Annotated in this window: 20 protein-coding genes; 6 read left to right on the top strand and 14 right to left on the bottom strand. The window is 32.8% G+C overall.

Annotation, left to right across the window (positions count from 1 at the left end; all coding sequences use genetic code 11):
* Positions 1–7 precede the first annotated feature (7 nt).
* From ABW636_RS20960 to ABW636_RS20940, 5 genes are all read right to left on the bottom strand, one after another.
* Positions 8–898: a mechanosensitive ion channel family protein gene (locus ABW636_RS20960; protein WP_367592053.1), complete on the bottom strand. Its 891-nt coding sequence runs from the start codon at positions 896–898 to the stop codon at positions 8–10.
* 4 nt (positions 899–902) lie between these two features.
* Complete coding sequence (locus ABW636_RS20955; RefSeq protein WP_367592052.1) at positions 903–2216, bottom strand: ABC transporter permease; 1314 nt, start codon at positions 2214–2216, stop codon at positions 903–905.
* Entirely contained in the window at positions 2209–3138 is a 930-nt protein-coding gene (locus ABW636_RS20950; RefSeq protein WP_367592051.1) for an ABC transporter ATP-binding protein, read from the bottom strand. The genes ABW636_RS20955 and ABW636_RS20950 overlap by 8 nt, the downstream gene beginning before the upstream one ends.
* Before the next feature lie 410 nt (positions 3139–3548).
* A complete protein-coding gene (dnaJ, locus tag ABW636_RS20945; protein WP_367592050.1) occupies positions 3549–4658 on the bottom strand; it encodes a molecular chaperone DnaJ in 1110 nt (369 codons plus the stop codon).
* Between the two features lie 6 nt (positions 4659–4664).
* On the bottom strand, positions 4665–5210 hold the full coding sequence (locus ABW636_RS20940; protein ID WP_367592049.1) for a nucleotide exchange factor GrpE: 546 nt from the start codon (positions 5208–5210) through the stop codon (positions 4665–4667).
* A gap of 165 nt (positions 5211–5375) precedes the next feature.
* Between ABW636_RS20940 and ABW636_RS20935 the strand changes: the two genes are divergently transcribed.
* The gene (locus ABW636_RS20935) at positions 5376–6074 is read left to right on the top strand and encodes a YceI family protein (RefSeq protein ID WP_367592048.1); all 699 of its coding nucleotides are present in this window, start codon (positions 5376–5378) and stop codon (positions 6072–6074) included.
* Between the two features lie 62 nt (positions 6075–6136).
* Here ABW636_RS20935 and ABW636_RS20930 read toward each other — a convergent pair whose 3' ends face one another.
* From ABW636_RS20930 to ABW636_RS20920, 3 genes are all read right to left on the bottom strand, one after another.
* The gene (locus tag ABW636_RS20930; protein ID WP_367592047.1) at positions 6137–7039 is read right to left on the bottom strand and encodes a TIGR01777 family oxidoreductase; all 903 of its coding nucleotides are present in this window, start codon (positions 7037–7039) and stop codon (positions 6137–6139) included.
* A 133-nt stretch (positions 7040–7172) separates the two neighbouring features.
* Positions 7173–7859 carry a tRNA (5-methylaminomethyl-2-thiouridine)(34)-methyltransferase MnmC2 gene (mnmC2, locus tag ABW636_RS20925; RefSeq protein ID WP_367592071.1) on the bottom strand — a complete coding sequence of 229 codons (687 nt, stop codon included), beginning with the start codon at positions 7857–7859 and terminating at the stop codon, positions 7173–7175.
* A gap of 85 nt (positions 7860–7944) precedes the next feature.
* A complete protein-coding gene (locus ABW636_RS20920) occupies positions 7945–8451 on the bottom strand; it encodes a DUF4920 domain-containing protein (RefSeq protein WP_367592046.1) in 507 nt (168 codons plus the stop codon).
* 257 nt (positions 8452–8708) lie between these two features.
* Between ABW636_RS20920 and ABW636_RS20915 the strand changes: the two genes are divergently transcribed.
* Positions 8709–9779 (top strand): branched-chain amino acid aminotransferase, encoded by a 1071-nt coding sequence (locus tag ABW636_RS20915; RefSeq protein WP_367592045.1) that lies wholly within the window; start codon positions 8709–8711, stop codon positions 9777–9779.
* Positions 9780–9885: 106 nt separating this feature from the next.
* Here the strand turns inward: ABW636_RS20915 and ABW636_RS20910 are convergent, their stop codons facing one another.
* The 3 genes from ABW636_RS20910 to ABW636_RS20900 form a co-directional block, all read right to left on the bottom strand.
* Complete coding sequence (locus tag ABW636_RS20910; protein WP_367592044.1) at positions 9886–10566, bottom strand: hypothetical protein; 681 nt, start codon at positions 10564–10566, stop codon at positions 9886–9888.
* Between the two features lie 158 nt (positions 10567–10724).
* The gene (locus tag ABW636_RS20905) at positions 10725–11111 is read right to left on the bottom strand and encodes a pyrophosphohydrolase domain-containing protein (RefSeq protein ID WP_367592043.1); all 387 of its coding nucleotides are present in this window, start codon (positions 11109–11111) and stop codon (positions 10725–10727) included.
* 363 nt (positions 11112–11474) lie between these two features.
* Positions 11475–13532, bottom strand: a complete 2058-nt coding sequence (locus tag ABW636_RS20900; RefSeq protein ID WP_367592042.1) for a dipeptidyl-peptidase 3 family protein — start codon at positions 13530–13532, stop codon at positions 11475–11477.
* Between the two features lie 92 nt (positions 13533–13624).
* Here ABW636_RS20900 and ABW636_RS20895 point away from each other — a divergent pair, with 92 nt between their 5' ends.
* Both ABW636_RS20895 and crcB read left to right on the top strand, forming a co-directional pair.
* The gene (locus ABW636_RS20895; RefSeq protein ID WP_367592041.1) at positions 13625–14659 is read left to right on the top strand and encodes an SRPBCC family protein; all 1035 of its coding nucleotides are present in this window, start codon (positions 13625–13627) and stop codon (positions 14657–14659) included.
* Positions 14660–14803: 144 nt separating this feature from the next.
* Positions 14804–15169 carry a fluoride efflux transporter CrcB gene (crcB, locus tag ABW636_RS20890; RefSeq protein ID WP_367592040.1) on the top strand — a complete coding sequence of 122 codons (366 nt, stop codon included), beginning with the start codon at positions 14804–14806 and terminating at the stop codon, positions 15167–15169.
* 15 nt (positions 15170–15184) lie between these two features.
* On the opposite strand, the gene ABW636_RS20885 is transcribed toward crcB, so the two are convergent.
* Complete coding sequence (locus tag ABW636_RS20885; RefSeq protein ID WP_367592039.1) at positions 15185–15799, bottom strand: DUF1684 domain-containing protein; 615 nt, start codon at positions 15797–15799, stop codon at positions 15185–15187.
* A 325-nt stretch (positions 15800–16124) separates the two neighbouring features.
* Between ABW636_RS20885 and ABW636_RS20880 the strand changes: the two genes are divergently transcribed.
* Entirely contained in the window at positions 16125–17333 is a 1209-nt protein-coding gene (locus ABW636_RS20880; protein ID WP_367592038.1) for an MFS transporter, read from the top strand.
* 649 nt (positions 17334–17982) lie between these two features.
* Here ABW636_RS20880 and ABW636_RS20875 read toward each other — a convergent pair.
* Positions 17983–18429: an Lrp/AsnC family transcriptional regulator gene (locus ABW636_RS20875; RefSeq protein WP_367592037.1), complete on the bottom strand. Its 447-nt coding sequence runs from the start codon at positions 18427–18429 to the stop codon at positions 17983–17985.
* 360 nt (positions 18430–18789) lie between these two features.
* Between ABW636_RS20875 and ABW636_RS20870 the strand changes: the two genes are divergently transcribed.
* Positions 18790–19173 carry a hypothetical protein gene (locus ABW636_RS20870; RefSeq protein WP_367592036.1) on the top strand — a complete coding sequence of 128 codons (384 nt, stop codon included), beginning with the start codon at positions 18790–18792 and terminating at the stop codon, positions 19171–19173.
* A gap of 267 nt (positions 19174–19440) precedes the next feature.
* Here ABW636_RS20870 and ABW636_RS20865 read toward each other — a convergent pair whose 3' ends face one another.
* Positions 19441–22872, bottom strand: coding sequence for a methylmalonyl-CoA mutase family protein (locus ABW636_RS20865; RefSeq protein ID WP_367592035.1), 3432 nt, complete (start codon positions 22870–22872; stop codon positions 19441–19443).
* Positions 22873–23169 lie beyond the last annotated feature (297 nt).

Here is a 23169-nt window from a genome sequence, read left to right as displayed (position 1 = left end):
GGTGTTTTTATTTTTTTATCATTGTAACTTCTCGCTGCGGGAAAGGAATATTAATATTATGTTCTCTAAACAAACGATCTATTTCGAACCTTATTTCACTTTTAGGAATTACTCCTTGAAAACTATCATTAATACTAAAGATCAATTGAAAGTTTAAAGAACTATCTGCAAAATCTGTAAACAGTACCAGTGGTGGTGGTTCTTTTAACACATGCGAATTAGACAATGCTGCTTTTATAAGTAGCTCTTTTACCAAAGCAGTATCGCTACCATAAGCTACCCCCACATTTACCGATTCTCTTGTTACACTACCATTTTGTGTCCAATTGTAAAGTGATGATACCATATACTTGTGATTGGGTATAATCAACACTTTATTATCGATGGTAACTGCCCTTGTTGTTCTAAGCCGTATTTCTTCTACACGTCCTACCTTGCCTTCTAATTCTATAATATCACCTACATGCACTGTTTTATCCATAAAAATAAATATCCCTGATAATATATCCTGAATATAAGTTTGTAGCGCCAGCCCTACACCTACTAACAATGCTGCAGAAGCGGCAAATATGGCAGTAATATTAAAACCAATACTATCTAAAGCAAAAATGATGACAATTACGTAAATGAAGTATTTTGAAAATGAAAAAACAGATTCGAATTTCAGTTTATCCTGTCTATTCATTTTGCGAGTTAACACTCTTTTGAACGTTTTTAAAACTAACGAAGTTGCCAAAAAAACTATAATCACAAAAAGTAACAACCCAACCGTTAATATAAATGGATGAGAATCGGGTCCGAAATGAAAAATTTCATAACTCAAAAAATCATTTATTGTAGTCCAAATATCTTTTGGAATCGCATCTTTAACCTTTTCTGTTATTTCTTCCTGCATCATTTTCTTAATATTTCATCCACTTTAGTAACTCCTTATAAGTAGGTTTTTTACCATACATTAATATTCCTACTCTATATATTCGTCCTGCCAGCCATATCAAAAATACAATACTACCTACTAATAATACTATTGAGATGACTACTTCCCACCAGGGTACTCCAAAAGGGATTCTCATTAACATAACTATCGGTGATGTGAGTGGTATCATAGAAAATATGGTGGCGACTGTCCCGTGTGGATTTTCTATCACAGAAAAGAAACCTACATATATTGCCAATATCAACGGTAAAATAATTGGCAGCATAAATTGTTGTGAATCAGTTTCGTTATCTACAGCAGCTCCTATCGCTGCGTAGATCGAACTATATAGAAAATATCCTCCTATAAAATAGATAAAAAAAGATAATATTAAGGTACCGATGGGAAGCTTAAATATATCTTGTAATGATTCTTGTAATAATAATTTTATCTCTTCTTGTCCTCCTTCTTCGAAAGCCAAGGTTTGATCTACCCCTGCTATTTGCGGTTGATCTAACCCCAGAACCATACTAACTACCGTTAGAAACACACCTCCTAGAATCACCCATAAAACAAATTGAAAAATACCAGCAAAAGAGGTTCCTAGAATTTTTCCCATCATCAATTGCATTGGTTTTACAGAAGAAATGATAATCTCTATAATACGGTTTGATTTTTCTTCGATAACAGAACGCATGACCATATTGCCATAAATAATAATAAGCATCATTAAAAAGTACCCTGCAGCTCCTCCAAAAATCATTTTAATATAACTAGACATTTTTGAGGTTTTCTCACCATAAAAATTCTCTATTTGGATATTTACATTGGCTTTGGCTTTTTCTATAACCTCTAGATCTAGTCCTTTTTCTTCAAAATTATGATGTGTTAATCTATCACTCATAATATTCTCCAGATCATTCAAAATAGAAATATTAGGAGCTTCATCTGCATAAAACTGAATGGCACCAGCCAATTCTTCATTGGTTTGCTTTTTAGGGATATAAAGTAATCCATATAATTCTTTGATGACGACAGAATCTTTGGCATCATTAAGAGGTAAATGACTATAATTGATATAATCTATAGCATCAGAATCCTCAAAATCTGATACAAAAAGTCCCGTTTCATCAAAAAAAGCAATTTTACGGGCTTCATCATTATTTAAGGTAGCCAACCAAACTACCAACGATACCATGGCAACCACTATTAATGGGCTTAAAAATGTCATTACAACAAATGTTTTGTTACGAACACGTGCTATAAATTCTCTTTTAATAATCAACTTAAGATTACTCATGTTCTTCTATGCTTTTAATAAATATCTCATTGATTCCTGGGATCACTTCATTAAACCGAACCACCTGACCATTACCTGACAAGTATTGCAGTAATTCATTAGATGACGTAGTACCATCTAATGTTATTTTCATTTTAAGCTGATCATCTATAGCTTTAAAGTCGGCAGGTTCTACATTGAACTTATCTTGAATGGTGGCATACAATCTGGCCGTATCTTCGGCAAGAATTCCTACCTCGAAAGTATTTGACTTATATGCTCTTTTTATATCAGAAACTTTTCCTTCTAATATCTTTTTGGACTTATTTATTAACGCAATGCGATCACATAATTCCTCTACGCTTTCCATACGATGTGTTGAAAAAATTACCGTGGCACCTTCTTCTCGAAGTTGTAAAATTTCATCCTTAATAATATTCGCGCTTATTGGATCAAAACCGCTAAATGGTTCATCAAAAATCAGTAATTTAGGTCTGTGAAGTACGGTTACAATAAATTGTACCTTTTGAGCCATCCCCTTGGATAATTCTTGTATTTTTTTATTCCACCAATGCGTAATTTCAAATTTATCGAACCAATATTTTAACCGCTCTTTGGCTTCTGTTTTACTTAACCCTTTTAATTGTGCCAGGTATAATGCCTGTTCTCCAACTTTCATCGTCTTATAAAGCCCTCTTTCTTCTGGTAAATACCCTATATCTTTTATATGATTGGGATTTAAAATATCATTATCCAAGAATACATCTCCCTGATCAGGCATCGTAATTTGATTAACAATCCTAATTAATGTCGTCTTTCCTGCACCATTGGGGCCTAATAACCCAAAAATACTTCCTTTGGGCACACTTATAGATACATCCTGCAGGGCTGTAAAGGTTCCAAATTGTTTTGAGACTTGTTTTACCTCTAAAAGATTCGTCATAGCATTAAATATAACTACTTATCGTTTATATCGCATCATTTATCCTCTGATTTTTTTTAAGACAACTATTTTTTATCCAAAACCAGAATTTACTACAAATAAATAATCATACAACATTATGAAATAAGTCTGATAATTTCTCAAAAAGTTCATGAAAAATTAAAATTAAAGGGGCTTATTTTATCTTAAAAACACATATATTTACTAGAAACCGAAAGCTCTTGGCTAAAAAAACAAAACCCACCCTAAATATTAATATTAAGGATGGGAAAAAAATTGCTATGAAAAAGAAAAATTATCATCATTTACATATGATGATGCTCAAATATACGAATTTTTCTTAATCAGACATTAGAGCCTTGCATGATTCTGATATTGAACTTATTTCATGAAACAAATATCAGATTCGTTTACGAAAACATATCTTTTACTTTTTCAAAGAATGATTTTTCTTCGCTATCTGGATTAGGAGCAAAGTGATCATCTTTAGACATTTTTTCAAAAAATTCTCGTTGTTCTTTATTTAATGTTTTCGGTGTCCATACGTTTACATGCACCAATAAATCTCCTTTACCATATCCATTAAGACTTGGTATTCCTTTTCCTCGTAGTCTTAAAATCTTACCACTTTGTACCCCATCTTCTATCTTAATTCTTACTTTTCCTGATACGGTATCGATTTCTCTAGATGTTCCTAATGCAGCTTCAGAAAAACTAATATACAGATCATAATGTAGGTTATTACCCTCTCTTTGTAATTCGGTATGTTCCTGTTCTTCTATAGCAACTATCAAATCTCCTGCTATTCCATTACCGGGTGCTTCATTACCTTTACCAGAAACTTTAAGCTGCATACCATCTTCTACACCTGCAGGTATTTTAATACTTACTGTTTCTTCTGATACTTTAAGTCCTTGTGCATCTGCATCAGAAGGTCTATAATCTATCATTTGTCCAGCGCCTCCACAAGTTGTACAAGGTGAAGCGGTTTGCATCCTACCCAGAATTGTATTTGTTATTCTGGTTACTTGTCCACTTCCGTTACAAGTACTACATGTTTTATAGGTAGTACCAGGAGCCTGGATTTTACGCTTAACTTTTATCTTTTTCTCTACTCCATTAGCAATTTCCTCTAGTGTAAGTCTAACTCTAATTCGCAGATTACTTCCTTTTGATCGACGTTGTCTTCCGCCACCGCCGCCAAAGCCACCGAAACCACCAAAGCCGCCACCAAATATATCTCCAAACTGACTGAATATGTCATCCATATTCATACCGCCACCACCAAAACCACCACCTTCAAATGCCTGGTGACCATATTGATCGTAACGTGCTTTCTTATCAGGATCGCTTAAGATTTCGTATGCTTCTGCCGCTTTTTTAAAATTCTCTTCAGCAACTTTATCATCTGGATTTTTATCGGGATGATACTCTATCGCTTTTTTACGATAGGCCTTTTTTATTTCTGCTGTCGAAGCATTTTTGCTGATCCCTAATATGTCGTAAAAATCTTCTTTCATAATCTTTTATTGACCGGTAACAACTTTAGGAAAACGGATAACCTTATCTCCTAATTTATACCCTTTTTCTATTACATCTACAATCTTACCTTTAAGATCCTCGCTAGGAGCCGGTATTTGTGTAATTGCCTCATGATCGTCTGCATTAAACACATCTCCTGCTGCTACCTCAACCTCTGACAGTCCTTTACTCTTTAAGGTTTCTTTTAATTTATTATAAATCAACTCCACCCCTTTAATAAGATCCTTGTCTTCTGATTTTTCGATTTCTTTTAGCGCCCTATCAAAATCATCAATAACAGATAGCATAGATTGAATCACATCCTGACTTGCTGTCTTAAATAATTCTAGACGCTCTCTTGATGTTCTCTTTTTATAGTTTTCAAACTCAGCAAAAAGTCTAAGAAATTTATCTTTTTCTTTACTCAACTCTTCCTTAAGCTGTTCTTCTACAGACACTTCTTCCTGGGTTTCTGTTTCTTCAACAGGTGTATCAAGTACTTCTTCTACTTGATCCTTTACATCTTCAGTATTTTTGTTTTTCTTACTCATGTAATTCGTACCGTTTATACGTTTTCATTTTGAAGTAGCAAAAGTACTGCCATTTTTGAATTAATGTCATAATGTCACAGATTTTTTTTAATATATATTTAAGAGTTTTCTTACCTTAAAAAAATAATTTTGAAAATCGTTTTGAACCTTTAAAACTAAACATCTATGAAAACCACATTGTCACAATTATTTACCATTACAGCTATTATTGCTTTGACGTTTTCTTGCAAGAACGAAAAAAAGAATGAGACAGAAACTACAGCTAACGAGGCAACCCAGGAAGAAGCTCAACAAGAAACCAATAAAGTAAATGAAGAAGCTTTAACATATGTTGTAGACACCTCTAATAGTAAGATCGAATGGGTTGGAAAAAAACCTACAGAGAAACATACAGGAACTATACAAATTGGTCGAGGAACTTTATCTGCTACCGAAAGTGGTATAAAAACTGGGGTTTTTGATATTGACATGACCTCTATTACGGTTACAGATCTTACTGGTAAAGAAAAAGCTGGGCTTGAAGGGCATTTAAAAGGTGAAGGCGAAGGCAAAGAGGATCATTTCTTTAATGTAGCAAAGTTTCCAACGGCAACTTTTGACATTACAAGTATAAACGAAAAAGAAGGCAAAACTTTTATAGAAGGTGATCTTACTATAAAAGGAATCAAGAAAGCAATCTCGTTTCCTGCTACTGCTTCAATTACTCCTAATTCATTAAAACTAACCAGTGATGTATTTACAATCAATCGTACAGAGTGGCGTGTAAATTATGGTTCTAAATCTGTTTTTGAAAACCTTGGAGATAAGTTTATTAGTGACGATATAGAAATTAAAATTAGTATAGCAGCAAATCCTAACTCATAAATAACACTAAATACCAATCATATTTTAAACGTAATGAGCCGACTAGATAGTCGGCTTATTTATTATAACAAATCATCTGTTGCAGATGCTATATTGTCATGATTAAACACAAACCCTTTTTCTAATAGTTTATTACAACAGACACGTTGACTAGAAAATAAAAGGCTATGCATTTCTCCCAACATTAGTTTCATCACAAACCTTGGAATACTAGGCAATAAAATTCTTTTGTTTAAACGAGTAGCAATTGTATTTATTAGTTTTCTATTCGAGATAGGATTAGGAGCAACCGCATTGAAAACACCAGTCATCTCTTCTTGCAGAACATATACGAACATTCTGGCCAGGTCTTCGACATGTATCCAACTTTGCCATTGTTTTCCGTTTCCAAAAAAAGCTCCAAAGCCATACCTAATAGGTTGTACTATTTGCAAAAACGCTCCTCCTTTATTAGACAACACTAAACCTATACGTAGTATACTTACCTTAACACCTAATTCTTCAAATTGCATTACTGTATCTTCCCAACTTGAAACTACTTGTCCTAAAAAACCCTGATCTCGTTCTCTGGCATCTTCCATATAATAATTCTGAAAAGAATCTGGATAAATCCCAATAGCACTGGCCGATATAACGTGACGAACAGAGTTCGTTATACGCTTTAATGAATCAAAAATTAAAGAAGTTGTATGCGTTCTACTTTCGAGTATTTTTCTTTTATAGGATGATGTCCACCGTTTGGCAACAGTAGCACCAGCCAGATTGATAATCACTTCTACGTCTTTAAAACAATCTGTATCAATTTCTCCTATTTCTGGATCCCAATAGTAACCTTGGTATTTGGGATCAGACGTTATTTTATCTTTATTGGTAGTAAGATAATTCACGTCAATATCTAATTGATGACACAAACTTACTATTTCCTGACCAACTAATCCTGTTGCACCAGTAATTAAAATTTTCATCTATTAAATTTTATTGTTTTCCAAAAAATCATGCAAAGTACAAATCTTTTAACAATTTACACCTTCATATACTTTCCTATTAAAATACTACAGTTTGATTATGTGAGCAATACCTTTATTATAGCTTTAACAATCACTTATCAGATTGGGGCTTGGTAGCTCTTAACATTTCTCTTTTACCTGGGGGACCTGGTAATCTTTCTACTTCAAAACCTACTTCCTGCATTGCTCTTCTAACACTTCCTTTTGCGGCATATGTAACTAGAACACCTCCTAACCGAATTGCTTCATACATTTTTCTAAATATATCTACCGTCCATAAATCTGGCTGTACTCTGGCTCCAAAAGCATCAAAATAAATTAGGTCAAAACAATTCTGATCAGTAATATCTTCAAAAAGTTGTTTACGTTTTATAAGGACAAAGTCTTTTACAATTTCTGTAGCGTGCTCCCATTCTGATTGATGTAACTTGTCAAAAATAGCTTTTTTATCCATTGCATTAAGTGTCTGTGGGTAGTTCATCAATCTTGCCTCGTCCAAAGTAACAGGATATGCCTCTACCCCTGTATAGCCAATAGGTATTTCCATTTTTTCTGACTCTAGTAATGTTATAAATCCGTTTAACCCCGTTCCAAATCCAATCTCCAGAATGGTGAGCGATTTATGTTTATTTTTTGCCAGTATATGTTGTAATCCATAATCAATAAACACGTGTTTTGCTTCATTAATTGCACCATGTTTAGAGTGATACTGTTCATTTATATCAGGCAAATGAATTGTTTTTGAACCATCATTCGTAACAATAATTTCACGTCTTATTTTATCTTTCATGTATTTATCTTATTGTTATAGAAATTGTCAACGAATTATTCTTGTACATTTCTTAAACGCTTATGATAATTCATTATTTCTTTATTAAAACTGCATCAGCCAAAAAGGAGTATGTTTTTTGTAGGGTAGTAATTGCATTAATTTGTTCTTTACTTTTTTGTGCATCTAAGGCCAAATGTCGTTGTTCATCTATCGAAAGTTCATTTACAAATGCTTTCCCTTTAATAATTACAGTATCGCTTTCTATATCCTTAGGAACAAAAAAGCCATAATCTTTAAACTTTATCATTACCTCATCCTCATCCCCTATATTTACTTTCATCCAACAACCTTTTGCTTTACAAACACTATTTACCACGCTTCTAAAAACAACATCAATCGTATCCCCTGCATTCATATCCTTATAAATATCTCTCATCACACTCGAATAATTAATGTTTCCCAAAGTTATTTCATCACCATAACTTACATACTCGTCTTTAGAAATATCAGAAAGATTAAAAAACTCTTTCTTTTTTGTTGACATACTACATCCTATAAGTAATAGCCCTCCAACAAAACATACTATCATTTTTTTCATCTGTTTATTTTTTTAGTATCTTATAGAAATGCTAAGAATTATTTGGGCTGACTGCCCCATAATCGCTATATGTTAATTTTTAATCATAAAATATCAAAATGTTTGTAAAATTAAGCATTTTGATAATTCTTATTTTATAATAAAAAGGTATTTTTGTTTTAGAAAATGGTTCTTCTTATCATAAGCGAGCCAGAATAAATTATGAACCATAAGTTACCTGTTATAATAGACGGTCAACTTTTAAACAATTTAGACGGATGAGAAATGCAGATCCACAAACAATTGAAATTACAAAAGTAAGTAACTCAAAAATCGATCAAGTAGATTTTGAAAACCTAACCTTTGGGGAAATTTTTACTGATCATATGTTTGTCTGCGATTATGTCAATGGTTCATGGCAAACACCATCGATTGTACCTTATGGCCCATTGTCTATGGATCCATCGGCACGTGTATTTCATTATGGGCAGGCTGTTTTTGAAGGAATGAAAGCCTATAAAGACAATCAAGGTGACACGTATCTATTTAGACCAGATGAAAACTTTAAACGTATTAATAAATCCGCAGTTCGCTTAGCAATGCCCGAGTTTCCTGAAGATTATTTTTACGAAGGATTACACACGCTTCTAAAGTTAGATAATGACTGGATCAAACAAGGATTTGGAAATTCGCTATATATCAGACCGTTTGTAATAGCAACTCAAGCCAGTGTTTCTGCTTCTGAAGCAAATGAATATAAGTTTCTTATTATCTGTTCTCCTGCGCAATCCTATTATAGTGGGGATGTGAGTGTATTGATAGCAGAAAAGTATAGTCGTTCTGCCAACGGAGGTGTCGGTTTTGCCAAAGCTGCCGGTAATTATGCAGGGCAATTTTATCCTACAAATTTGGCAAAAGAAAAAGGATACCAACAAATCATATGGACCGATGCCGATACTCATCAATATATGGAAGAAGCAGGTACCATGAACCTATTCTTTAGAGTCAATGATACATTAATTACAGCGCCTGTTAGTGATCGAATCCTTGATGGGGTAACTCGTAAGAGTTTAATTGCTTTGGCAGAAAAAGAAGGGTTTAAAGTAGAAGTAAGACCTGTTGAAGTAAATGAAATTGTTGAAGCTGCAAAAAATGGTAGTCTTAAAGAAGTATTTGGTGCAGGAACTGCAGCAGTGGTGAGTCCTGTAAAAGCTTTTGGCTATCAGGGTAATCATTATGAGATAGAAAAACAAGAAAATTCTTATGCTTCGCATTTTAAAAATGCCTTAATGAATATACAATACAATAAAGCTGAAGATCCTTTTGGATGGAGAGTTAAAGTATCTTAAAAAAATAACGCATAAAGTAAAAAAGCTCCTGGTTTTCAGGAGTTTTTTTATTTGTAATATTATTTGAAAATTTTAAATGTAAGCTTGTTTTCTTTGTTGTAAAATTTTAATCCCTACTTACAGAAACATCAAGATCAAATAAAACTTCATTTGTACCTGGAATAAAAAGATTAGAACGTGTTATTTTTGAGGAAATTCTATCTGAAAGCCCTGAACCTGTATAAGGACTATAAATTAAAGCCGTTGAATCACTATTAAACCTTCCAAAACTGTTTACTGCATCTTCAAAATTGTTGGAGTGCGATGCGTTTACTTTCAAAACAGTATTATCTTCATCACTGATATCTATAAATCCTCCAAAAGAAATATAATTATCAAAACCATCCACAGTGTATTTAAAAGTAATATCTTGATTCAAGATACCTGGTGCAGGATTACTTCCCAAGCCGTTAAAAAATCTATTCAGTGTTTCTCCGGGGGCTACAGTGAGCGGTTCTATAACATTACCCTCTGAATCCAGTCGGTTTATTTCTTGTCCATTCAACGCTATCCACTCCAAAGTGTTGGGTAAGTTATTTTTTAGACTTAGAAAAAATATTGGTTTTTGTTCTGAAATATTTTTTTCATTGATTACAAAAGTATCCCCTACTTCATAAACTTTCAACTTACCATCTTGTGATTGTGGTATTAGCTCTGGAGTATTAGATTCAAAACCTTCTTCTTTTTCACAACTTGAAATAGAAATAAAAAAAGCGCTTAATACGATAAATTTTAAAATTGATTTCATGAGTAATTTAATTTTAATTGTGTTATTATTAAAATCAAATATAAACCACTCTAATCACCTAAAAGTTCAAATTGTATTAAAAGCATGTTTCAATGTATAAAGGGATGTTTCAAAATTTTGACATCATAATCTTTGTAAATAATGCAATAAAATAAATTCTATTGATTAAGTATTGCTTTAAGGTTGGGTTTAAAATAATTTGGGCCTTTTAAGACTTTACCATCTTCTCGATAAATAGGTTTTCCGTCCTCTCCCAATTTACTCATATTACTGCGCTGTATCTCATTAAAAACTTCTTCTATTTTATGCTGTAAACCATGTTCTATAATTGTACCGCATAAAATATAAAGCATATCTCCCAAAGCATCTGCTACTTCTACCAAATCATTATTTTGAGCAGCTTCTAAATACTCTTCATTTTCTTCTTTCATCAAATTAAAACGCAGTGTATTTTTTGCTTCTCCCAAATCGGCAGCAGGTTCATTTTTATATCCAATTTCGAATGCAGTATGAAATTCCTGAACTGCACTAATTTTATTTTTCATCAGTATATTTTATAGATTATCTTTGCGTAAAAATAGCAAAATATGTTTAGTGAGGGGCAGTTAGTATTTACAGGTTTCTTTGTAGTTGGTTTTATTATTCTAATGGTATTTAGTTATCGTAAAGATCTTAAACTACATCGCAAATACTATAAAGGCAGTATTTTTATTTTGATAGGCTTTATCATTTTTGTTTTTCTTCTGTTTTTACTAAAAACATATTTACATCCTGAATAGATCTATCAATCCTAATTCATCATTATTCCTTTTAAAACCTCGTCTTTTATTCTGTTAATAAAGATTTATATATAAAAGCCTTCTCCTAAAAAATTAGAAGAAGGCTCTATAACTATTCTTTCTGTACTTTTAATTTACTTCTGGCAAGAAATTATAACGTTTACTATAATCCAGCATTTGCGAGGCAAAATCCTCTGGTTGGGTAACACTAATTTTTGTTATCTCTCCATTTTCGTTCGTTTCTGGTACTAAAACAGGATTTACAAAACCACTGTATGGTGCGGTAGTAAACTGCTCATTACGTTTCAATATTTCTGCATGCAACGTTTGGTCCACTTTTACACCATATCCTTCTACCAAAGCCTCTGCTGCTTTATAATCTCCTTCTGATTTAATTCGTTGCGTTTCTCTTAGCAATCTTCCAAAAATCTCTCGCAATTTTTTATAATCATTGATATTGTAATACGTCTTTCCGTCTTTGGTAACTTTTTCTATTACATTATCTTTTGCTCCTTGTTCAAAAGACCAGGCAGCTACCCACAATCTATTTCTCATATGAGCTTCTTCTACATCATCTCCTGGGTTTATACGAATCAATTGTGTCATAAGTGCATTTCTAATGTAAGCATTATATGCTGCTTTACCCAGTTTCTCCCAGTCATCAACCAATCCTAATTCTTGTATTTTTGGATCCATCAAATAATACAACCCAACTAGGTCTGCACGACCTTCTTCCATGGTCGACGCATAATTTTTTAATGTTTCTTTGGTTTCTCCTACTCCAGGATTTAATTGCCCAGACGCATGTCCTATTACCTCATGTAATGCAGTAATTAATTTACTATTTAACTCTCCATATTTAATATGTAATTTGATTTCTTCATCATCATGAGCAAATTCTTTTAAAACACCCGTACCACGAGCATTATTATAAGCATTAGAGATATTACCCAATGATACTGATTTTGATCCTACCTCGGCTCTAATCCAATTTGCATTTGGTAGATTTACCCCAACAGGAGTACTTGGGGTGGCATCTCCCGCTTCACCGGCAGTTGCAACTACTTTATAAGTTACTCCTACCACATTGGCTTTTTTATGTTCTTCCATTAATGGAGAATTATCCTCAAACCATTGTGCATTTTCAGACAAAACTGCCATTTTTTTTGACATATCAAAGTCCTTAATTTGTACAATCGTCTCATAAGAACCTCTATACCCAAGTGGGTCATTATACACTTCGATAAAACTATTAATATAATCTATGTTTCCTTCTGTAGCTTTTGTCCAAGCCACATTATAATCATCCCAAGTTTGTAAATCACCTGATTTATAATATTCTATTAATAATCCCAACGCATCGCCTTGCGCTTTGTTTTCGGCAACTTCTTTTGCTTTTTCAAGCCATTTTACAATTTCATCGATGGCAGATCCATATAAACCTCCTGATTTATATACTCTTTCTTTTACCACTCCGTTTTCTTTTACCAATTGAGAGTTTAGTCCAAATGATAATGGTTTATCTGGATTGGGAGATTTCATCTTACTATAAAATGATTCAACGTCTGCATTAGTAACGCCAGGTCCATAAAGATTAACCGCAGAAAGGGCTACATTATCAACCCCTTTTCCTTGATTTACTTTTTTAGTATCCTCATCATTAAAAATCAACTCGTATACTTCTTTATCTAACTCAGATCCCGTAGCTACCAAAAGTTTACTAAAATAATCCTTACTAAATTCTGGTTTGATCTTATCATTACTATAATGGTGGTGAATTCCGTTAGAAAACCAAACTCTTTTAACATATGTCTCAAAAGCTTTCCAGTCTGCACCGCTTTTATCTCCTTGATATGAAGTATAAATTTTTTCAAGAACCTTTCTTATAGTAAGGTTATATCGATAGTTTTGATCCCAAATAATATCTCTACCACTCAATCCTGCTTGAGTTAGATAATACACTAATTTTTGTTCTTTTAAGGTAAGATTTTCCCAACCCGGAATCTGATACCTTAATACTCTAAGATCAGCAAATTGCTCTACCACATAATCAAACTCCTCTTTTGCTTCTTCTTGTGCTAGTTTTTCTTCCTGTTGACTGATTTGATCCTTTACACTAGGATCTTTTTTACACGCTATTAATAAAGTTACCATAGCGGCAAACAGTACTATTTTATTACCCTTCATTTATTATGATTTATCGTTTTCACAAATGTAACAAAATAAAAGCATCTTAAAATTGATTATATTAGCCAAACAAACAACCTAAACTAACTAAAATGAAGATCATAAAATATTTGTTTTTTTTATTGTTATTAGCACTGATCGGAGGTGCAGTATATGTTGCTACGATAAACGGTGAGTATCAAGTAGAGGAAAGCAGAGTAATTAACGCCCCGGATGAACTATTATTTAACACTATTAATGAATATAGAACCTGGGATAAATGGGGCCCCTGGATGGATGAATCTGATGATCTTATTATGGAATATCCAGAAAAAACTAGTGGCGAAGGAGCTTCTTATAGCTGGAAAAGTGAAACACAAGGAAACGGTCGTATGGAAACTGAAAAAGTAGCTCAGTTTAGTAGCATCGATCAAAACATTACCTTTATTACTCCTATGGGAGAGAGTAAGAGTGATGTATATTGGAAATTTGAAAAAACAGAAGGCACCAAAACCAAGGTTACTTGGGGGATGAAAGGTAAACAATCTTTTATGGAAAAAGCTTTTTGGGCTACGCAGGATAGCACGATATCTCAGATGTTAAAACCTATGTATAGCCGAGGTTTAGAAAAACTAGATGTTTTTGTAAATGAAAAAATGAAAGAATACAATGTCAATGTTGACGGTATTACAGAGCATGGAGGTGGTTTTTATATGTACAATGCTACTGCTGCTTCTATTGCTACCATCCCAGAAAAAATGGCACAAATGTTACCATTGGTATTTAATTACATGAAAGAAAACAATTTACCACAAACCGGTAAACCTTTTACACTGTACAATGAGTATAACGAAGAACAAGGTACTGCCATATTCTCTTGCGCTATCCCGACAAGAGATAAAGTGGTAACACCAAAAGACAGTTCGGTACTGTGTGACTTCTTACCAAGACAAAAAGTAGTTAAAACAACATTAAAAGGTAACTACACAAACTTAAAAGAAGCCTGGGAAACTGGTTATAAATACATCCAAGACAATAAGTTAGAACTAAACACACAAGCTGTACCTTTTGAAGTATATGTAACAGACCCAAGTCAGCAATCGAATCCCGCAGAGTGGATTACTGAAATTTATATTCCTATCCTATAAATAATTTTCTAAACTGGATTCTAAAAAAATAGAATCCAGTTTAGATTTATAATTCTATTACCTAGAATATATACAACCAAACAGGTTCTATTTCCTTCGGAAAGAAAAACCCAAGTTAAGACACTGCTATCTAATTCAAAATAAATGAAACAAATACTTTTGGTATTTATTGGTGGTGGCACCGGAAGTGTTACTAGATACCTTATAAGTAAATACCTTAATAATTCGTCTTCTTCTATTCCTTATGGAACGTTTACAGCAAATGTTATAGGATGCTTTTGTATTGGCATCATATTAGGGTTAGCTCTTAAAAGTAACATTATGTCTCAAAACACGGTTGCCCTTTTGGCTACTGGTTTTTGTGGTGGGTTAACTACTTTTTCGACTTTTGCTTATGAAAATCATACCCTCTTAAAATCGGGTGATTGGATAAATTTTATATTATATGCAATAGGTTCTTTTGCCGTTGGAATTTTTTTCGTCTTTGCAGGAATGTTTATTGTAAAATAGTAGCCGTCGAATCTTTTAATTATTTGCTAATTCTTTGCTATATTTTTTAACTCCAACAGGGATTCTTATGTTTAAATGATTCCCTTCTGGTGGTATTGGGCAAGAATAACGATCGTTATATGCACAAAATGGATTATAAGCTGTATTAAAATCTATAAGAATTGATTTACCTTTTGGTATTTTAAGATCAATAAACCTTCCTCCTCTATAACTTGATTCTCCATTGGTTGCATCTGTAAAAGGTAAGAATAAGTAATCCTGATATTCTGGTTGTGTTTTAAGCCCTTGATTTTGGTAGATATCTAACTTCCACTTTTTTCCTTCAAGGACAAAATGGGCTTCTGCATATTTTACATATAAAGGCTCTCTACCTGTGGTAGTCTTCATTACAAAGGGAGTTTCATACGGAGTTCGAACAAACTTTGCAGATACACAAAATGAAGTATCTATCTCAAAAAAATCTAACGATGTAAAATGATCCAAATCTTCGGCTTGCAACGGAGATTCTTCTTCAGAAGCAAACTCTTTGTTTAATTGTTCCTGAAAAGACAATATTCGTTTAATCGCTATCGAATCCTGAGCAACTAAATTTCCTATAAAAAACAAAAATAAAAATGAAAGTCTAAACACCTACTCCTTAATTTTATGCAAAAATACAACTTACAATTTGTTAACTAATTAATTTTATTGAAATTATCTTAGAATTCTCTACAAAAAGCTATTTTTATAGGTTTATTTGATAGGTGAATATTTAATAAGTATCGCAATACACTTTGCAAATCATTTCTTTTTTGTTCATTCATACGACCTTATAACGTTTTCTTTTACAAGTTGCTATTGTTGTTATTGAATAAGTTATAGCCTCTAATAAGATTGTTTACACAACAGAAGCTTTATAATAAAAAACGATAAGAGGGAGTAATCATTTATTTGTTTCACTATAAACCATTTTACATTGATCAAAATTTTACTTCAGTATTTTAATTCATTTTCTGGGCTATCAAGAGAGGTTTGGTGGCTTGCGTTAATTACATTGATTAACCGAGCAGGTGCTATGGTTATTCCATTTTTATCTTTATATCTAACCGATGATTTAGATTTTTCTCTTCAACAGGTAGGTTGGATAATGACTAGTTATGGATTAGGTTCTTTTTTAGGAGGATGGCTTGGAGGTAAATTATGTGATACCATTGGATATTACAAAGTTATACTTGGTTCGCTTATTCTTACCGGATTTTCATTTATTGGTATTCAATATGTCACGGGATTCTGGAATATATGTATTGGTTTTTTTATTTTAATTTCTATTGCTGATGCTGCACGTCCAGCATTTTTTGTTGCATTAAGTGCATATAGTAAACCAGAAAACAAAACCAGATCCCTAACTTTTATAAGATTAGCAATAAATCTAGGTTTTTCTGCAGGACCAGCAGTGGGTGGTTTAATTATCGCAACTATTGGTTATTATGGTTTGTTTTGGGTAGATGGTATTACTTGTATTATTGCAGGATTTGTAATGATACAAACATTGCACCCTAAAAAAGCTAAAGTACTGGATAAAGAGGTAATGATTGATAATCCTGTAAAGGCTCATAAAGATGGTATTTATGTGTCGTTTTTGATTGCCTTGGCTCTATTTGGTTTTATATTTGTTCAGTATTTTTCTACCATACCGCTCTACTATAAAGAAATACATCACCTATCTGAGGAAAAAATTGGATTTCTATTAGCTCTTAATGGAGCATTGATATTTTTCTTTGAGATGCCGCTTATTGCCTATTTAGAAAAAACAAATATTTCTAAAATTGGAAATGTTATCAATGGCTTTATTTTGACAGGAATCAGTTTTGTACTTTTTCTGATTACTCCTTGGGCCGGAATCTTAGTCATCGGTATGATTATAGTAACTTTGGGAGAAATGGTTTCTTTTCCTTTTGGAAATGCATTTGCTTTAGAACGATCTAAAAAAGGAAGACAAGGTGCATATATGGGGCTGTATAGTATGTCATTTTCTGCGGCCCATATTTTTGGTCATAATTCTGGGATGCAGTTAATAAACAAATATGGCTATGAAAACAGTTGGATTTTTATGGCGTGTGTGGCTGTATTAGGAATAGGATTACTATTTTATGTTAAGCATAAGCTTATCCAAAAAGAAGTATAGAATATGATTTAATTCATTCTAAAAGATATCTAAAGGAAGGGTTATTATGAAAAGTTGAATATATTTTAAACATCACGACAACAAAAACGTTCTGAAAAACAGAACGCTTTTGTTTTTGGGGTAAATTACGTACTCTCTTTAGCTTCAAGATTCAGGGTCTTTTGACTAATGTCCTCACACCTAATTCATCCCTAATGTATTCCAAACTAATATTTTAACTTGCATCGTCACGCCAATCAAAATGCTAATTATGATAAGACATCAATGTGTTATTAAGACATTATAAATGTAGTGTAAAAAAATTATAAACACAAAAAAAATAACGTTAAAAAGCATATTAATTCGATGAAATACACAGAATTTTATGATTTAGATTGAAAATTCAAAATAATTGTTAAAATATTAACTGTTATCAAATTGTTTTTTCATTTTTATAAAGCGTATCCTGAGATATATTTATTACTAATTCTCACTTTCCTATATTATAACGTATTGTTTTGTTGTTTGTTATAAAAAACGTCAGAACATGTTCTGACGTTTTTATCTTTCCCTTGCACTCTCTTTAGTTTCCCATACTAATGTCCTCACGCAAGATTAAGATGCCCCTTCATATTTATTTTATCAATTCTTATGCCAAAATAAAGCATTATCACATTGATTGATCCATTATTGGATTATTCTCTATAAGCTTAGAAAGTATAATATGCGTTTTAACCTCTCCATAAGTAATAAGCCTATCAATAAATTCTTGCAAATGTATTTGATCTCTTAATACTACCTCCATGATTATATTCTCATTACCTGTTATGCGATAGCAGTTTACCACTTCTTTAAAATCGGTTACTTTTATCAAAAAGGGTTGCAATCTTCCCATAAAAGCTCTTAGTGTAATCATAGCTTTTAACTGATAACCGGCTTTGACATAAGAAACTTCTGCGCTATAACCTTTTAATACTCCGTAATCTTCCATCTTTTTTACTCGCTCTGCTACTGCCGGAGAACTTAATCCTACCTTTCTTCCTATTTCTGCATTAGACAGTCTTGCATTTTTTTGCAAACATTCTAATATTTCCCAATTAATCGCATCCAACTTCATCTAAAAATCCTATTTAATAATGTGATTTTACACATTTTATTGTTTATGATTCAAACTTTATTTTACTAAAAGTGCGTTTCTAATCTAAAAACCTTGTCTGTGTAAACCTTAACACAACAAGATGTTTACCTTACTAATTTTTATCAAAAACAAGCACTTCTGCTTCTCTTTCAATACATTAACTTGGCAATAAACTCATTGAACAAAAGCTATATTCCTACCATATTACTATTTTTATGTCATTTTTAAATAAAAAAATGAAATTATAAATAATAACTAAGGCAAATTAACTAATTTACTTTAAATTATAAATCAAAAATACCACAAATAGCCTTAATTTTGATTATCAGGAAATTGCTAATGAGATTACAACCACGAAATAAAAGGCTACATAAGAAAGCTTTAGAGATATTTACGTTATCACGTAATATTTCTGACTATCTTGTGCATGATTTGGCTCCATTACAAAAAAATGGAAAAGAGAATCCTTATATTTATTTTACTGGTGATATTGTTAGGCAATCTGATTCTTTAGCCCTTAAAATCATTGCTGCCGAAAATCAATTTTTCAAGGATGATCGAATTAAACAGGCTACTTCTTTAATTCATATTACTAATAAACTCTATAAAAATTGCCAACGCCTAGAACAATCGCAAAGCAATGGTAAAGAGTTTTTAATTCTGCTTCGCAAAGAGCTAAGAAAATTTAGACATTTACAACGTAATTGGCTCATGAGTTTGTAAACCTTCATTTATTTTATTTGAAAGTGCATTTCTTGGGGTATACCTAGGCAAAATCTCTATGAATTTATTTTTTAACCCCTAATCATTTAGGTAAGATTTAAAAAACTTACGTAAAACAAAAAACACCCAAGATAATATACCTTGAGTGTTTTTCTAATATGCTATGCTATCTATGATTTATTTATAAAACCAAATACTATAATTTCCTTTTAATCTATTACATATTTAAATAGTTTATCAATCAATTTTATCGCAATACAGTAAAAACTACATATTCCTTCTATATTGTCCTCCTACTTCAAACAAAGCAGTGGTAATCTGGCCTAAAGAACATTTTTTACAAACTTCCATCAATGCTTCAAAAATATTCTGATTATTAACAGCCTTTTTCTGTAACTCTTTTAGAAGCTCATCGGTTACATTTGCGTTACCTTTATGCAATTCTTCTAGCATGCTTATTTGGTATTGCTTTTCTTCTTCGGTAGCACGAATAACTTCTCTAGGTGTAATTGTTGGAGATCCTTTAGAACTTAAAAAGGTATTAACACCAATAATCGGGAAGCTTCCATTATGTTTTAATGTTTCATAATACAAACTTTCTTCCTGTATTTTACTTCTTTGATACATAGTTTCCATAGCTCCTAATACTCCCCCTCTTTCGGTGATTCTATCAAACTCTTCTAATACTGCTGTTTCTACTAAATCTGTCAACTCTTCAATAATAAAAGATCCTTGTACAGGGTTTTCGTTTTTGGCCAAACCGAGTTCTTTGTTAATAATCAATTGTATAGCCATTGCCCTTCTTACAGATTCTTCGGTTGGAGTTGTAATTGCTTCATCATAAGCGTTGGTATGTAGCGAATTACAGTTATCATAGATTGCATACAATGCTTGTAACGTGGTACGAATATCATTAAAATCAATCTCTTGAGCATGCAATGATCTGCCCGAAGTTTGTATATGGTATTTTAACATCTGGGCTCTTGGATTTGCACCATATTTATCTTTTAACGCTTTGGACCATATCTTTCGGGCTACTCTTCCTATAACAGCATATTCTGGGTCAATACCATTAGAAAAGAAAAAAGACAGGTTAGGTCCAAACTTATTAATATCCATTCCTCGGCTTAGATAATACTCGACATAAGTAAATCCATTTGCTAATGTAAGTGCTAATTGTGTAATCGGATTTGCACCTGCTTCTGCTATATGATATCCTGAAATCGAAACAGAATAAAAATTACGTACTTGCTGATCGATGAAATACTCCTGTACATCCCCCATTAGTCGTAAAGCAAACTCTGTAGAGAAAATACAGGTATTCTGTGCCTGATCTTCTTTTAAGATATCGGCCTGAATTGTTCCCCTAACAGTCTGTAATGTTTTTACCTTAATATCTTGGTAGATATCTTCTGGTAAAACCTCATCCCCAGTTACCCCTAAAAGCAATAACCCTAAGCCATCATTTCCTTCGGGAAGTTCTCCCTGATATTCTGGACGTTTTACTCCTTTTGAGGCATATATCTCTTTGATTCTGGCCTTCGTCTCTTCTTCTAATCCATTCTCCTTAATATACTTCTCACAATTTTGATCAATTGCTGCGTTCATAAAAAAGGCCAATAACATAGGGGCAGGACCATTAATAGTCATACTTACCGAAGTCATTGGATGTGTTAAATCATATCCAGAATATAATTTTTTTGCATCATCGAGACAACAAATGGATACTCCTGCATTTCCAATTTTCCCATATATATCAGGTCTTTTATCAGGATCACTACCATAAAGTGTCACCGAATCAAACGCAGTAGAAAGACGTTTGGCATCCATTCCTAAACTTACATAATGAAAACGACAATTGGTCCGTTCTGGACCTCCTTCTCCTGCAAACATGCGGGTAGGATCTTCTCCTGTTCTTTTGAAAGGGTATAAACCAGAGGTATACGGAAATTCTCCTGGCACATTTTCTTGCAATGACCATTTTAAAATATCTCCCCATGCCTCATATTTTGGTAATGCAACCTTAGGTATTTGAGTATGAGACAATGACTCTGTATGTGTCTCTATATTAATTTCTTTATCTCTAACCTTAAAAGTATATACCTTATCCCTATACCGTTGTATTTTTGTTTGCCAATTAAGTATTATCTCCCAATTATAAGGGTCTAAATTTAATTTTGTTTTATCAAATTGATCTAGCAAAAGATTTAGAAATACTTTATTTTCTTCAGATCGAACCTCATCCAAACTATTTTCGTCTACACCATTTTTTGACAGTATCAGTTTGGTATTTACAACACTACACATTGTGGTGTATATCCCAAATAGTTTTTGTGCTACCCCAGCCTGAATAGTTGCTTTTTGATCATATGCTCTATTATTTTCTGCAATCTCTGACAAATACCTAGTTCTACTAGGCGGAATTACAAAGATCTTTTCAGACATTTCTTTTGTTATTCGAAAGTCTGATTGTAATTCTGTTCCTGTCTTTTTTACAACTGCATCCATTATTGCTTTATACAGTGTATTCATACCTGGGTCATTAAACTGCGAAGCAATAGTGCCATAAACAGGTAACTCGTCTTGCGGAGTTTCCCATAGGTTATGATTACGCATATATTGCTTTTTTACATCTCTTAATGCATCTAGTGAACCTCTTTTATCAAACTTGTTGATCGCTACCAAGTCTGCAAAGTCCAACATATCTATTTTTTCTAATTGGGTTGCTGCTCCAAACTCTGGTGTCATAACATATAAAGACACATCACTATGATCCAGTATTTCTGTATCAGACTGTCCTATACCCGAGGTCTCTAAAATAATTAAATCGTACTCGGCTGCTTTAAGTACTTCTACCGCTTCTGCTACGTGTTTTGATAGCGCCAAATTAGATTGACGTGTGGCCAAAGAGCGCATATATACTCTTGAAGAATTAATAGCATTCATTCTAATTCGATCTCCTAATAATGCTCCCCCAGTCTTTCTTTTAGAAGGATCTACAGAAATTAACCCAATTGTTTTATCAGGAAAATCCAGTAAAAAACGACGTACCAATTCATCTACCAAAGATGATTTTCCTGCTCCACCTGTTCCTGTAATTCCTAATACCGGAGTTGTAGATTTTTCGTTTTTGGTATGTATGCTATCCAAGGTAACCTTGGCTATTTCAGGAAAGTTTTCTGCAGCAGAAATAATACGGGCAATAGCTCCTATATGCTTTTTTTGTAGATGTTGCTCCTCTCCATTAAGCTTATCTCCTATGGAAAAATCTGATTGTGCTACCAAGTCATTAATCATTCCTTGTAACCCTAATTTTCTACCATCATCTGGAGAGTAAATACGTGTAACTCCATATTCCATCAACTCTTTTATTTCTTCTGGAAGAATCACACCGCCACCGCCGCCAAATATTTTTATATGGGTAGCTCCCTTTTCTTTTAGAAGGTCATACATATATTTAAAATACTCGGTATGTCCTCCTTGATACGAAGTCATTGCAATCGCATTTGCATCTTCTTGAATCGCGCAATTCACTACCTCTTCTACACTTCGATCGTGTCCTAAATGAATAACTTCGACCCCTGTAGATTGAATAATACGTCTCATAATATTAATAGCAGCATCATGGCCATCAAACAACGATGCAGCTGTTACAATTCGAACTTTATTCTTGGGTGTATAAGGAGGTATTTGTTCCATTGAAAATCTTAATTTAAAGGGACACAATTTAAGAAATACGTATCAAAAAGAAGACCATTTTTAGAATTATATAACGGTAGTAAAACGATTTATAACGAACTATTTAAGTTTTCTCTTCTACATTTTATAAATACCATTACAAAATCTTATTTAATACATCTCATCAGATATTAAAGGCTAAGTTCTAAAATAAATATGTTTTATCTTTGAACTATTAAATTTCAGCTATGATCCCAGAAGATTTTAAAGATTATTTTGTGAATTGCGGTCACACAGAGCAGCAATCGATTATTTCAT

The sequence above is a fragment of the Aquimarina discodermiae genome (assembly GCF_040786235.1).
GTDB lineage: Bacteria > Bacteroidota > Bacteroidia > Flavobacteriales > Flavobacteriaceae > Aquimarina.
This window is presented reverse-complemented; position numbering and strand designations above follow the sequence as displayed.